General features: G+C 70.4%; 10 protein-coding genes. 4 read left to right on the top strand and 6 right to left on the bottom strand.

All coding sequences use genetic code 11. The features are described from left to right. The first annotated feature begins 54 nt into the window (after positions 1–54). Positions 55–2,331 carry a formate C-acetyltransferase gene (gene pflB, locus LQ938_RS04845; protein ID WP_223723367.1) on the top strand — a complete coding sequence of 759 codons (2,277 nt, stop codon included), beginning with the start codon at positions 55–57 and terminating at the stop codon, positions 2,329–2,331. Positions 2,332–2,362: 31 nt separating this feature from the next. Then, positions 2,363–3,244: a pyruvate formate-lyase-activating protein gene (gene pflA / locus LQ938_RS04840; protein ID WP_374197494.1), complete on the top strand. Its 882-nt coding sequence runs from the start codon at positions 2,363–2,365 to the stop codon at positions 3,242–3,244. Between the two features lie 3 nt (positions 3,245–3,247). Here pflA and dxr read toward each other — a convergent pair whose 3' ends face one another. Both dxr and LQ938_RS04830 read right to left on the bottom strand, forming a co-directional pair. Next, positions 3,248–4,333, bottom strand: coding sequence for a 1-deoxy-D-xylulose-5-phosphate reductoisomerase (gene dxr, locus LQ938_RS04835; protein WP_223723365.1), 1,086 nt, complete (start codon positions 4,331–4,333; stop codon positions 3,248–3,250). 16 nt (positions 4,334–4,349) lie between these two features. Beyond that, positions 4,350–5,294: an FKBP-type peptidyl-prolyl cis-trans isomerase gene (locus LQ938_RS04830; RefSeq protein WP_223723364.1), complete on the bottom strand. Its 945-nt coding sequence runs from the start codon at positions 5,292–5,294 to the stop codon at positions 4,350–4,352. Between the two features lie 121 nt (positions 5,295–5,415). On the opposite strand from LQ938_RS04830, the gene LQ938_RS04825 reads away from it, so the two are divergent. Then, entirely contained in the window at positions 5,416–6,240 is an 825-nt protein-coding gene (locus tag LQ938_RS04825; RefSeq protein WP_374197492.1) for a lysophospholipid acyltransferase family protein, read from the top strand. Positions 6,241–6,288: 48 nt separating this feature from the next. Here LQ938_RS04825 and LQ938_RS04820 read toward each other — a convergent pair whose 3' ends face one another. Further along, entirely contained in the window at positions 6,289–6,762 is a 474-nt protein-coding gene (locus LQ938_RS04820; protein ID WP_223723363.1) for an OsmC family protein, read from the bottom strand. 72 nt (positions 6,763–6,834) lie between these two features. Here LQ938_RS04820 and LQ938_RS04815 point away from each other — a divergent pair, with 72 nt between their 5' ends. Further along, positions 6,835–7,821, top strand: coding sequence for an asparaginase (locus LQ938_RS04815; protein WP_223723362.1), 987 nt, complete (start codon positions 6,835–6,837; stop codon positions 7,819–7,821). A gap of 82 nt (positions 7,822–7,903) precedes the next feature. Here LQ938_RS04815 and LQ938_RS04810 read toward each other — a convergent pair whose 3' ends face one another. From LQ938_RS04810 to LQ938_RS04800, 3 genes are all read right to left on the bottom strand, one after another. Further along, positions 7,904–9,445 (bottom strand): APC family permease, encoded by a 1,542-nt coding sequence (locus tag LQ938_RS04810; protein WP_223723361.1) that lies wholly within the window; start codon positions 9,443–9,445, stop codon positions 7,904–7,906. Between the two features lie 62 nt (positions 9,446–9,507). Beyond that, complete coding sequence (locus LQ938_RS04805) at positions 9,508–12,345, bottom strand: FtsK/SpoIIIE domain-containing protein (RefSeq protein WP_223723360.1); 2,838 nt, start codon at positions 12,343–12,345, stop codon at positions 9,508–9,510. 91 nt (positions 12,346–12,436) lie between these two features. Then, positions 12,437–13,207 (bottom strand): PP2C family protein-serine/threonine phosphatase, encoded by a 771-nt coding sequence (locus LQ938_RS04800; protein WP_223723359.1) that lies wholly within the window; start codon positions 13,205–13,207, stop codon positions 12,437–12,439. Positions 13,208–13,311: the final 104 nt, after the last annotated feature.

Below are 13,311 nucleotides of genomic sequence, written 5' to 3'. Positions count from 1 at the left end.
CGCCAGGCGACCCGACGCGACCGACTCCGCACCGGACGAAGGAAGCGAGTTCCCATGAGTACCGTCACCCCCGCAGGCACGGCCCCCGACGCCGCAGACGAGATGCCGACCGCGTGGCGCGGTTTCACATCCGGCCCCTGGCAGGACGGCATCGACGTGCGCGACTTCATCCAGCGCAACTACACGCCCTACGTCGGCGACGGTTCGTTCCTCGCCGGTCCGACCGCCCGCACGACGTCGGTCTGGAATACGCTCAGCGAGCTGTTCCCGACCGAGCGCGAACGCGGTGTCTACGACATCGACCCGCACACCCCCGCCGGGATCACCGCGCACGGACCCGGCTACATCGCGAAGGACGACGAGCTGATCGTCGGACTGCAGACCGATGCTCCGCTGCGCCGGGCGATCATGCCCAACGGCGGCTGGCGGATGGTCGAGGGCGCATTGCGCACCTACGGCTACGAGGTCGACGACACCCTGAAGACGGTGTACACGTCGTACCGGAAGACGCACAACCAGGCCGTCTTCGACGTGTACCCGCCGTCGGTGCGCGCCGCGCGCAGCTCGCACATCATCACCGGACTGCCGGATGCATACGGCCGCGGCCGCATCATCGGCGACTACCGCCGAGTCGCGCTCTACGGCATCGACGCGCTCGTCGCCGCGAAGAAGCTCGACAAGCTCGACCTCGAGACGAGCCCGTTCTCGGAGGAGAACGTGCGGATGCGGGAGGAGCACGCCGAGCAGATCCGGGCGCTCGGCGAGCTCGCGCAGATGGCCGCGACCTACGGGTACGACATCTCCGGCCCCGCGACGACGGCGCGCGAAGCCGTGCAGTGGCTGTACTTCGGGTACCTCGCGGCCGTGAAGGAGCAGAACGGCGCCGCGATGTCGCTGGGCCGCACCTCGACGTTCCTCGACGTGTACTTCGCGCGCGACATCGCCGCCGGCATCCTGACGGAGTCCGACGCCCAGGAGATCATCGACGACTTCGTGATCAAACTGCGGATCGTGCGGTTCCTGCGCACCCCCGAGTACGACGAGCTGTTCTCCGGTGACCCGACCTGGGTCACCGAGACGATCGGCGGTGTCGGCGAAGACGGTCGCCCGCTCGTCACCCGCACCTCGTTCCGCTACCTGCAGACGCTCTACAACCTCGGACCTGCCCCCGAGCCGAACATGACCGTGTTCTGGAGCCCCTCCCTTCCCCAGGGATTCAAGGAGTTCTGCGCGCAGGTGTCGATCGACACGTCGGCCGTCCAGTACGAGTCCGACGACCTCATCCGCGGCCGATGGGGAGATGACGCCGCGATCGCGTGCTGCGTCTCGCCGATGCGCGTCGGGTCGCAGATGCAGTTCTTCGGTGCACGGGTCAACCTGGCCAAGACGCTGCTGTACGCGATCAACGGCGGACGCGACGAGGTCTCCGGCGCGCAGATCGCGCCGTTCGAGGCACCGGTCGGCGACGGCCCCCTCGACTTCCACGATGTCAACGCGCGATTCGACCGGATGATGGACTGGCTCGCGGCGACGTACGTCGAGGCACTCAACTGCATCCACTGGTCGCACGATCGCTACGCGTATGAGCGCATCGAGATGGCGCTGCACGACAAGAACGTAGTTCGCACGATGGCGTTCGGCATCGCCGGGCTCTCCGTCGCGGCGGACTCGCTCTCGGCCATCCGGTACGCCCAGGTCACCCCGGTCCGCGATGAGCGCGGAGTGGTCGTGGACTACGTCATCGACGGCGACTACCCGGCGTACGGCAACGACGACGACCGGGTGGACGCGATCGCGGTCGACATCACCGAGCGCTTCATGACGAAGCTCCGGAGCCACCCGATGTATCGCGACGCCATCCCCACCCAGTCGGTGCTCACGATCACCTCGAACGTCGTCTACGGCAAGGCGACCGGCAACACGCCGGACGGCCGCCGCGCCGGCCAGCCCTTCGCTCCGGGTGCCAACCCCATGAACGGACGTGACACGCACGGCATGCTCGCCTCGGCCCTGTCGGTCGCGAAGGTGCCCTACTCCCAGGCGGAGGATGGCATTTCGCTCACCAACACGGTCGTCCCGGCCGGCCTCGGCCGCACCGGCGAGGAGCGTCGCACGAACCTCGCCGGCCTGCTGGACGCCTCGTTCGGTGCGAACGGTTACCACATGAACGTCAACGTGCTGAACCGCGAGACGCTCCTGGACGCCATGGAGCATCCCGATGCCTACCCGCAGCTCACCATCCGGGTGTCCGGGTACGCGGTGAACTTCGTCCGGCTGACCCGCGAGCAGCAGCTCGACGTGCTGTCCCGCACCTTCCACGGGGGGATGTGACGCGCTGATGGTCGCCTTCGTCGCATCCGGAATGCTGCCCCGCGCAGCCGGACGGCTCGACGCCCCCGACAGCACGACCGGCGCCGCGCGGGTGCGCGGCGCCGGTCTGCACGGACTCGCGGTGGCCGACATCGACCGCGCCGGCCGACTCGCTGCCATGCGCTCGGGCGAACTCGGATCCGTGCACTCGTGGGAGCTGGTCACGGCCGTCGACGGCCCGGGCACCCGCATGACGCTGTTCCTGAACGGCTGCCCGCTGCGCTGCGTGTACTGCCAGAATCCCGACACGCTCGCGATGAAGGACGGCGCTCCGGTACGGGCCGAGGCCGTGCTCGAGCGGCTGCGTCGCTACCTTCCCGTTTTCCGCGCGACCGGCGGAGGCATCACCCTCTCCGGTGGCGAGGCGCTCATGCAGCCCGCGTTCACCGCCCGCATCCTGCGCGGTGCGAAGGAGCTCGGCGTGCACACGGCTCTCGACACGTCCGGATACCTCGGCGCGCACGCGAGCGACGATCTGCTCGCCGACACGGACCTCGTTCTGCTGGATGTGAAATCCGGCGACGACGAGGTGTACCGCCGCGCGACCGGGCGCGAACTCGCCCCGACCCTCGAATTCGGCGAGCGACTCGCGCGCCGCGACGATGTGTCGATCTGGGTCAGGTTCGTGCTGGTACCCGGTCTCACCGACGACGTCAGGAACGTCGAGCTCGTCGCGGAGTACGCGGCATCCCTGAACGCGATCCGACCCGGTGCGGTCGCCCGGGTGGAGGTGCTGCCGTTCCACCAGATGGGGCGCGACAAGTGGCGGGATCTCGGCCGGGAGTACACCCTCGAGGGCACGCCCGCGCCGTCCGTCGACCTCATCGAGCGGGTGCGGAACCAGTTCCGCGCCGCGGGCCTCGTGACGTACTGAGCCTCAGGCGGATGCGGCGATCACCGCGTCCGCCGTGGCACGTGCCCAGCGCTCCGCCTCGGCGAGGCTCTCGCGGGTGAGGACGACCGGCGGGTCATTGCGATCGACGACCGCACGCACCGTGTCGAGGATGCCCGTGAACGTCACGCGTCCGTCGTGGAACGCATCCACGGCCTGCTCGTTCGCGGCGTTGAACACCGCGGGGTAGGTGGTTCCGGCGCGTCCGACCTGCTTCGCCAGCGCGACGGCCGGGAACGCGGCCTCATCGAGCGGCTCGAAGGTCCAGCTCGTCGCCGTCGTCCAGTCGAGCGGCCGACCGATCCCGCCGATGCGATGCGGCCAGTCCAGACCAAGCGAGATGGGCAGGCGCATGTCGGGCGGGGAGGCCTGCGCGATCGTCGACCCGTCGATGAACTCGACCATCGAGTGCACGATCGACTGCGGGTGCACCACCACGTCGATCCGGTCGTAGGGCACGTCGAAGAGCACGTGCGCCTCGATCACCTCGAGCCCCTTGTTCACGAGCGTCGCGGAGTTCGTCGTGACGACCCGCCCCATGTTCCAGGTGGGGTGGGCGAGCGCTTCGGCCGGTGTCACCGACGCGAGATCCGCGCGGGCGCGTCCGCGGAAGGGGCCGCCGGATGCGGTCAGCACGAGCCGGCGCACTTCCGCATCCGTGCCGGCGCGGAGCGCTTGCGCGATCGCGGAATGCTCCGAATCGACGGGCACGATCTGACCCGGACGCGCGACAGCAGCCACCAGGTCGGCGCCGACGATGAGCGATTCCTTGTTCGCCAGCGCGAGCGTCCGGCCGCACTCGAGCGCCGCGAGCGTCGGCCCGAGGCCGACGGATCCGGTGATCCCGTTCAGCACGACATCGGCCGGCACGTCCCGGACGAGCTGCTCCGCCTCCTCCGCGCCGAGCGCGATGTGCTCTACCCCGAACCGCTCGGCCTGCTCTTCGACGCCCGCCCGGTCGCTCCCGGCCGCGAGGCCCACGACCTCGAAGCGTTGCGGGTGCGCGCGGATGACGTCCAGCGCCTGGGTACCGATCGAGCCGGTGGACCCGAGGATGAGAACGCGACGCATCCGCTCGTCTCCCGCGTCAGCCGGCGATCGGGTGCTGCGTGGCGAGGATGTCGACGACGAACACGAGCGTCTCGTTCTGCAGCTCGTTGCCCTCGGCGGATCCGTAGCCGAATGCCGGAGGAACGACGACGACGACCTGCGAGCCGACGGTCTGGCCCTCGAGCGCCTGCCGGAAACCGTCGACGACCTGCGTCGTCTGGAACGAGACGGGGGCACCGTTCTGCCAGCTCGAGTCGAACACGGAGCCGTCCGACCACTTCACGCCGGTGTACTGCACGAGCACGGTGTCGCCCGTGAGGACCTCCGCGCCGTCGCCCTTCTTCAGAGTCTCGATCTGCACGTCGGTGGGGGCATCCGCATCCGGCACGGTGATCGTCGGGGCGCCGTCATCATCGAGCGCCACTTCGGGGAAGCCCGCGGTGGGGGCCTGGTCCTCGCCCCACGCGGCGGTCGGGGTGATGCTCAACAGGTCGATGACGTAGACCGCGGCCGCGCTCTGGTCGCTGGCCGGGAACGTCGCGGCGACGCGCGTGCCGATCGGGGCGCAGCCCAGCACCTGGCCGAGCACCGACCCCGCCGTGATCTGCTGCGGGAGGATCTGCTCGCTCTGGTACCCGGCGGCGTCTACCTGCGCGCCCGTCGACACGTCGTAGGCCGTGACGGCGTAGTTGATGTAGTCGCCGGAGGCGATCGCGGGGCCCGTGCCCTCGGTGATGACCGTGCTCTCGAGGTCGGTGACATCCAGCGGCGAGGTGAACGAGACGGTCGGCGCCTGGCCGACCTCTCCCGAGACCTGGATCGAGTCGGATGCGGCGCCCCCGCCCACGGCGACGTCGCAGAGGTCCGCAGCGGCGCTGGTCGGCGTCGGGGTAGCCGAGTCGCCTCCGGACGACGAGCAGCCGGCGAGCGCGAGCAGCGACACGGCGGTGACGGACAGGACGACGAGCGGGCGGACGCGCACGGATGACCTCAATCGATCGGGACGGGGTTGTGCCCATCATCGCGCATCGGCGTGGGTTCCGCCTGGGAGCGCGGCCTGCACGACCTATGCGCGGCGGGTTCCGCGGCCCGCGCACCACCCCATGCGCGGTTGGGAATGCGATCAGGAGTATCCTCTTGCGGTGCCTTCCGCGGAGAGTTCCGAGCCCGAGACGTCCGCCGATCCCGACGAGACCGAGGCTGTCGCCGACGTCGGAATGACCTATCTGCTCGGCCGCTATGTACTCGCGCCGCTCGCGCGCGCCGCCTACCGTCCCCGCATCGAGGGCCGTGCGAACGTCCCGCGGACGGGCGGCGTGATCTTCGCGAGCAACCACCTGTCGTTCATCGATTCCTTCGTCATCCCGATGTCGTCGCCCCGCCACGTCCAGTTCCTCGCGAAATCCAGCTACTTCGACGGCACGGGCCTGCGCGGCTGGTTGTCTCGGGAGTTCTTCACCGCGGTCGGAGCGAGCCCCGTCCAGCGTGGGGCCGGCCAGGCCGCTCTCGATGCGCTCGCGCAGCAGCGCCGCATGCTCGAGGCCGGCAAGGGCATCGCGCTCTACCCCGAGGGCACGCGCTCGCTCGACGGCCGGCTCTACAAGGGGCGCACGGGTGTCGCCTTCCTCGCACTCCAGTCGGGGGTGCCCGTCGTGCCGGTCGGCCTCATCAACACGAACGAGGCCATGCCGGTGGGCGCCAAGTTCCCGCGGGTACGACCGCGCATCACCGTCCGGTTCGGTGCGCCGCTGGATCTGTCACCGCATGGCCCGGCGACGTCGGGACGCGCGAGACGGCTGGCCACCGACGAGATCATGGCGGCGATCCACGCGCTCTCCGAGCAGGAACTGGCCGGGGTCTACAACGAGGTTCCCGCCCAGACCCCGATCGACCGCATCCGGCAGGTTCTTCCGCACGAACGGATGTGACCGTACGGGCGGATCTTCGCCATGCCTCCGAGTGCGGCAGGATCCGCGTCAGTCGGCCGCGGTCACCACGGCGTCGTGCCGAACCGGGAAGTTCACCGAGTTCGCGATGAAGCACCATTCGTGCGCCTGCTTGTGGGCCGCACGCGCCGCCTCCACCATGCTCTCCTCGGCCACGACGACCCGCGGATGCAGCAGCACGTCGGCGAAGCGGCCGGAACCCGCGCCGTCCTCGATCATGGTTCCTTCGGCGTCGTCCTCGTAGGAGACGACGACGACGCCCGCCGTCACGCACGCGTGCAGGTACGAGAGCAGGTGGCACTCGGAGAGCGCCGCGAGCAGCATGTCCTCCGGGTTCCACCGTTCCGCGTTGCCCCGGAAGGGCTTGTCGCTCGAGGCGAGCACATCGGGCTTGCCGTCCACAGACAGGGTCACGTCGCGGTCGTAGTCGCGGTACCCGCTGGTTCCCGACCCGCGGTTACCGGTCCAGGCCGCACGCAGACGGTAGTGATGCTCGCCGTTCATGACCTCAGTCTGACATCGCTCGCGCCTCCGACGCGCCGGGAACGGTGCGAGCGGCGGGGATAGGCTGGACGGATGCCGCAGACGTTCCCCGTGACCGCCGCCGTCGAACTCGCCGTGGTCGAACGCAGCGGGTTCATCGAGTCCCGCCACAGCGGCTCGGCGGTCGTCCTCTCCCCCGACGGCGGATCGACGACCTTCGGCGACCCGGCCGCCCTGATCCTTCCGCGCTCGACGCTCAAGCCTCTCCAGGCTCTCGCGTGTCTGACCGCCGGTGCCGTGCTCGAGGGCGAGCGGCTCGGTCTGGCGACCGCGAGCCACACCGGCACCGACCGGCACGTCGCGGTCGTCCGCAGCATCCTCGAGGACGCCGGCGCCACAGAAGACGACCTCGGCTGCCCGGTCGCCTGGCCGACCGACACCGCAACCCGCGACGAGATGGTGCGCGATCACGCGGCACCGGCCCGGGTGCGCATGAACTGCTCGGGCAAACACGCCGCGATGCTGCTCGCGTGCCGCGCCGGCGGGTGGGACATCGCGGGGTACCTCGACCCGGCGCATCCGCTCCAGGCGCACATCCGGGAGGTCGTCGAGCGGCTCACGGGCGAGAAACCCACGACTTACGCGGTCGACGGATGCGGAGCCCCCGTCCCCGCGGTCAGCCTCATCGCGCTCGCCCGCGCCCTGCAGCGCATGGGCACGTCGTCGGAGCGGTCGCCGTTCGCCCTGCACCGGCACGCGGCCACCCTCATCGGCGCGGTCCGCGCGCATCCGTGGACGATCGACGGCCCGGGTCGCCCCGACACCGTCGTGATCGAACGCACCGGCGTGTTCGCGAAGACCGGCGCCGAGGGTGTGCTCGTGATGATCGCGCCGGACGGCACGACCGTGGCACTCAAGATGCTCGACGGAAGCTCCCGTGCGGCGAGCGCCGTGGGCCTTCGTCTCCTGGAGCGCGCCGGCGCCGTGTCGTCGTCGGATGCGGAGAAGGCGATCGGCGACCTTTCGCTCGCCCTGCACGGCGGCGCCGCCGTGGTCGGCAGCATCCGCCCCACCGTCTGACCCGGCCCGGCCCGCGCGAGGCGGTGCGCATCCTGCGACCCGGAGAACGGGCGGCTCGGAGTGCGCCGAGCCGCCCGTTCTCTCAGATGCCGCCGTCGACCGAGCGGGTGTAGACGCCCTCGTCGGGCACGAGCACCTCGGTGTCTCGGTTGAGGCTCTCGCCGCGGAAGAACCGCTTCGAGTTCGGGAACGCGAACCAGAGGAGCATGAGCAGGACGCCGACGGCGAGCGAACCGATGCCGAGGACGAAGGTGCCGCCGATTCCGAACAGCACCGTGTACCCGTAATCCACATCCCACATGTCGATCGCCGACTGGATGAACGCGTAGGCGAGCATCAGCCCACCGAGCAACGGCAGCAGGCCGCGCGTCAGGAAGCTCGAGAACCCCCGGGTGAAGAGTTCTCGGCGGAAATACCAGACGCAAGCGAACCCGGTGATGGCGTAGTAGAACGCGATCGCGAGACCGAGCGACAGGATCGAGTCCTGCAGGATGTTGTCGCTGATCAGGGTCATTCCGATGTAGTACAGGCTTGCGACCACACCCATCACGAGCGTCGAAAACGACGGCGTCTTGTAGACCGGGTGGACGGTGCGAAAACGCAGGGGCAGCGCCCGGTAGGCAGCCATCGACAGCGTTCCGCGCGCGGTGGGCAGGATCGTGGTCTGCGTCGAGGAGATCGCGGAGATCAGCACCGAGACGACGAGTACCCAACCGAACGGCCCGAGGAGCCCGTCCTTCACGGCGAGGAAGAAGTCGTCGGCGATCGCTTCGTTCCCGAGCCCCGTGCCGCTCTCCCCCAGGCCCGCGTACATCATCGCCGCGACCGTCACTCCGACGTAGGTCACCAGCAGGATGACGGTCGTCAGCAGCGCCGCGCGGCCGGGGGTGTGGCGCGGGTCCTTCGTCTCTTCGTTGAGGGCGAGGCAGGTGTCCCAGCCCCAGTAGATGAACAGGGCGAGCAGGACCGCCTCGGTGAATCCGTGCCAGTCGGTGAATCCGAGCGGGTTGAACCACGCCCAGTCGAACGCGGTCGGGTCGGGGGCGGTGCCGTCGAAGTACTTCCAGAGCGCGACGATGACGAACAGGGCGAGCGCCCCGTACTGCACGGCGAGGAGCACGTTCTGGATCTTCTCGCCGATCTCGACACCGCGCCAGCTGATCCAGGTCATGGCCGCGATGAAGGCGACTCCGGTGCCGGTGACGAGGGGCACGTTCTCCGCGAGGGAGCCGTCGCCGAACAGCGACCAGAAGTAGATTCCGGCGACCTGCGCGAGGTTGGCGAGCACGACCATTCCCGCGACCGCCACACCCCAGCCGCCCATCCAGCCGACCCAGGGGCCGAACGCCTTGGTGCCCCAGGTGAACGTGGTGCCGCAGTCGGGAACCTCACGGTTGAGCTCACGGTAGGCGAAGGCGATGAAGAGCATCGGCACGAAGGCGACGACGAAGGCGATGGGGGCCTGCGCGCCGACCGCGAGCACCACGAAACCCAGCGTCGCGACGAGCGAGTACACGGGGGCGGTAGAGGCGAGGCCGATGACGGTGGATCCCCAGAGGCCGAGCGTCCCTGCAGCGAGCCCCTTCCCTTCGGATCGTTGAAGGTTGATCGGAGTGGTAGTCATCTGGGCACGATATGGCTCCGCCGAAGAACGGGTCAAGCGACAGGTTGTCGTCTGGAAACGTGTCACGCGACACGTTGTCGCAGGGGATGCTCCTGCCCGGGGAGTACCGTGCGCGCCGGGGGTTCGCCGTCGCGCAGGAGCCACGCACGGCCCCGGCCCGGGGCGCAGTACGGCGGCAGGATGCGGTCGCCGGTGAGCAGTCGATACTCGACCAGGCAGGCCGCGTCGACGACGAGTTCTCCCCGCGCGCGCACGGTCTGCAGCATCCGCCAGGCGCGTTGCCACTGCTCGGGCTCACCGAGGATCACGACGGGACGATCGGCCGTGTCGATGCGTCGCGTGAGCGCGTCGTGGTCGTCTCCGGCGTGGAGCACGTCGACGCCGTCCGCCGCGAGGGCCGCGGCCAGTCGGCGAGCCCCGCCGCCCGCCCGCATCACGAGTCCCGACAGGTCCTCGCCCGGCCGCCAGGGCTCGGGCACCGCGATCGCCGGCGGCGGGATGCGCTCGGCGCTCGCGATCTGCACGGTGCGTCCGTCGAGTTGCGCGCGCCCCGGGGGCAGGGCGGGATCGTAGGCCGCCGGATCGGCGCCCGCCGCCGCGTGTTCCACGCGCGTCGGAACACGCAGCACCGCACGTCGCGGCAGGAGCTCGGCGATGCGGGCGACCGGGCCCGCGAGTCGCGCCGTCGACAGGATGACCCGGCAGCCGAGCGATCGTGCGCTGCGGCACAGCTGCTCGACCATGGTCGCGACCGCGATCGCGTAGTCGGGCGGGAAAGAGGCGAGGGCGACGTCGAGATCGTCGGCGACCAGGAGCGTGTCCGGAGCCGGGCCCCGGTCGGTCAGCTCGCAGAGCAGATCCCACAACGGCTCGGGGTCGACCGGGAGTCGGACGACGCGAGCGGGGTCGATCTGGGCGGAGATCGCCGCCAGCGCGGTCGACTTACCGGTCCCGGGCCCGCCGATGACGGCCAGACCGGCGTCTCCTTCGTGAAGTCGCACCGGATGATGGCGTTGACGATCCGGCTCGTCGGCAAGACCGATCACCGGCTCCGCCGTCGTCTCGCCCGCGGGACGCAGGTCATCGAGCGACAGATGCGGCGGCAGCGCCGGCTGCCACGGGCGACGCGGGCGCGGCTCAGCCGCCCGGTCGTGCTGGATCCGCGAGATGTCCGCGGGCCGAGTGCGCACGATCCGCACGAGCGTCGGGGCGGCGTCAGCCGCACGACGGATCAGCGCGAGGCCGCGCGCTCCGGGATCACCGGGAAGCGCGGCCGCGGCATCCGAGCCGAGCACGAACGTGCTGTCGGCGCCGTCGACGACGCGCAGGCTGATGCGCAGCGGGCAGTTCGCCATCAGCGCCTCGCGGGCGACGCCCGTCGCGCGCTGCGTACCGAGGATGAGATGCATGCCCAGAGCGCGCCCCCGGGCGGCGACGTCTGCGAAGACCGCGCCGAGCTCCCGGTGACCGTCGAGGAGTGCGGCCAGCTCGTCGACGACGATGACCAGGCGGGGCAGATCCACAGCGGGGTCGAGGATGTCGCGCGCACCCGCACGAGCGATGATCTCCTCCCTGTGCCTGATCTCGGCACGCAGGCTGTCGAGCGCCCGCGAGGCGCCCGCGCCGTCCAGATCGGTGAGCACGCCCGTCACGTGCGGCACCTCGGCGAGGACGTCGAAGGCCGTGCCGCCCTTGAAGTCGGCGAGGAGGAAGACCACGTCTCGCGTCGAACGGGTGGCGCACAGTCGCGCGACCCAGCTCACGAGCAGCTCGCTCTTGCCGGCACCCGTCATGCCGGTCACGATCGCGTGCGGCCCGTCCGCGACGAGGTCGATCGCGACCGGCCCCGTGCCGTCGTGCCCGATCATGACGCGCAGGTCCGGTCGCTCCCCCGCGGGCGCTGCCGGCCCCTCGTCCAGGTCTTCGAACGCGACCGCATCCGGAACCCGATCGACGCCGCCGATGGTGTCCGCGCGTTCCGCGAGTGCCCCGGCGATCCGGGCGGCCTGCGCCTGCCCGAGTCCCTCGGTCCGCACCGCGATCGACCGCCCGGCGTAGTCCAGTCGCGCGGTCTCGATGCCATCGAGCGTGAGCACCGCTCCGCAGTGCGGAGGCGGAACAGCGCCCGGCGGCACCACCACGATGGCGGGGTCGCCCGCACGTCGCACCGCCGCATCCCGGGTATCGAGGTGGCACGCCGTGGCTGCCGGCGCGCGGTGCGGCAACGATGCCGCCCACGCCGGCGAACGGGCGGGGTTCAGCTGCATCCGGCCGGGCGGGCGCGTGCAGCACAGCTGGATGACGAGAGCGCGGGCGACGGCCTCGGCGAACACGGGAGGCCCGACGATGGCGACCCCCACGTGATCCGGGATCAGCACGGGCGCATCCGGCACGTGCGCCGCCCGCGCCCGCAGCGCTTGCACGACCTCATCGTCGTCGCCCTCGACCCGCACGGCGCTCTCGACCGGCCCCCGCCCGACGCGGAGCACCCCCTCCCTCGCCGGCACCACGCGCCAGATCTCGTGGGGAGCCCCGAGGTAGCCGACGACATCCGGATGCTGCGCCGCCATCGCGTCGCGCTCCTGCGCGTGACGACGATCGATCTCGGTCTCGATGCGCGTCCGGGCGCGCGCGCGATCACGGTCGGCGTCCCGACGGTCACGCCGCTGCGCACGGCGTCCGTCGAGCGCCGCGGCTCCGGCGATGACCGGGCCGAGGGCGGCGAACCACAGGACGAACAGCGAGCCGGTGACCGCCCAGAGCCCCGCTGCTCCGAGCACCGGCACGAGCGAGGCGATCCACGGAATGGACGTGCGACGAACCGGGCCGGATGCGGGCGGCATGACGAGCGCGGGTGCGGGATGTGCGCGCGGCATACTCGCCGGAGGAACGATGAACACCGCTCCAGTCAATCCTTCGTGCCGCCGCGGTGTCGCGAGGAACGACCGACTGTGGACGCGCCGACCTGATCAGCGCCCTGGGGAGGAGCGGTCAGTCCTGGCGCGACACATTCAGCACGATGATCGTGACGTTGTCGCGGCCGCCGTTCTCGAGGGCGGCGTCCATCATGGCTTCCGCGGCGTCGCCCGGGTCTGCGTGCTCGCGCAGGAAATGCGCGATGCCGTAGTCGGTGAGCTCCTTGGTCAAGCCGTCCGAGCAGATCACGAAACGATCGGCATCGACGACCTCGAGCCGTACGTAATCGGGGCGCACGCTGTCGCTCGGTCCGACGGCACGGGTGATCACGTTGCCGTAGGGATGGTGTTCGGCCTCTTCCGGGCTCAATCGGCCGGCGGCGATCAGTTCTTGGACGACCGAGTGGTCGGTCGTGACCTGCACCAGTGTGTCGTCGCGGAGAAGGTAGACGCGAGAGTCGCCGATGTTGAGGCTGACCCAGTGCGGCTCCGGTCCGGTCGTATCGAGGTAGACCCCGGTCACGGTCGTACCCGTTCCGTCGTCCGTGGCTTCCGGGTGGGAGGCGATGTCTTTCACCGCGCGCGAGAGCGCCTTCTCGATCGTCTTCGGTGTGACGCTTCCCGCGGCCACGATGGCACCCAGCCGGGTGACGGTGTTGCCGCTGGCGATCTCACCGCCGATGTGTCCGCCCATACCGTCGGCGACGACGTAGAGCGGATAGTCCGCGAACAGGGCGTCCTGGTTGATCTCGCGGCGCTTTCCGACGTCGGTCACGGCCGCCCAAGTGAGATCGATCGAGCCCTGTGCCAGCGAAACGCTGTGCAGCCGGGTCGCTGCGTGCGGCACGCGGTGTCCTTCCGGTTGCGAGCGAACACCGGGCGCGAGGGCACCGCGGCGTCCTCACATCTTAACGGGAACCCCGACAACCGGACCGTGAGCGACCCGCCCCC

Source organism: Microbacterium sp. cx-55 (genome assembly GCF_021117345.1).
In the GTDB taxonomy this organism is placed as follows: Bacteria; Actinomycetota; Actinomycetes; order Actinomycetales; family Microbacteriaceae; genus Microbacterium.
Note: the sequence above shows the minus strand (reverse complement) of the source record. Positions and strands in the feature narration are given on the sequence as shown.

What these genes read in the sequence shown, in the direction of transcription:
- pflB (WP_223723367.1), top strand. Translation starts at nt 55, where the DNA reads ATGAGTACCGTCACCCCCGCAGGCACGGCCCCCGACGCCGCAGACGAG.
- pflA (WP_374197494.1), top strand. Translation starts at nt 2,363, where the DNA reads ATGCTGCCCCGCGCAGCCGGACGGCTCGACGCCCCCGACAGCACGACC.
- dxr (WP_223723365.1), bottom strand. Translation starts at nt 4,333, where the DNA reads ATGCGTCGCGTTCTCATCCTCGGGTCCACCGGCTCGATCGGTACCCAG.
- LQ938_RS04825 (WP_374197492.1), top strand. Translation starts at nt 5,416, where the DNA reads ATGCGCGGTTGGGAATGCGATCAGGAGTATCCTCTTGCGGTGCCTTCC.
- LQ938_RS04820 (WP_223723363.1), bottom strand. Translation starts at nt 6,762, where the DNA reads ATGAACGGCGAGCATCACTACCGTCTGCGTGCGGCCTGGACCGGTAAC.
- LQ938_RS04815 (WP_223723362.1), top strand. Translation starts at nt 6,835, where the DNA reads ATGCCGCAGACGTTCCCCGTGACCGCCGCCGTCGAACTCGCCGTGGTC.
- LQ938_RS04810 (WP_223723361.1), bottom strand. Translation starts at nt 9,445, where the DNA reads ATGACTACCACTCCGATCAACCTTCAACGATCCGAAGGGAAGGGGCTC.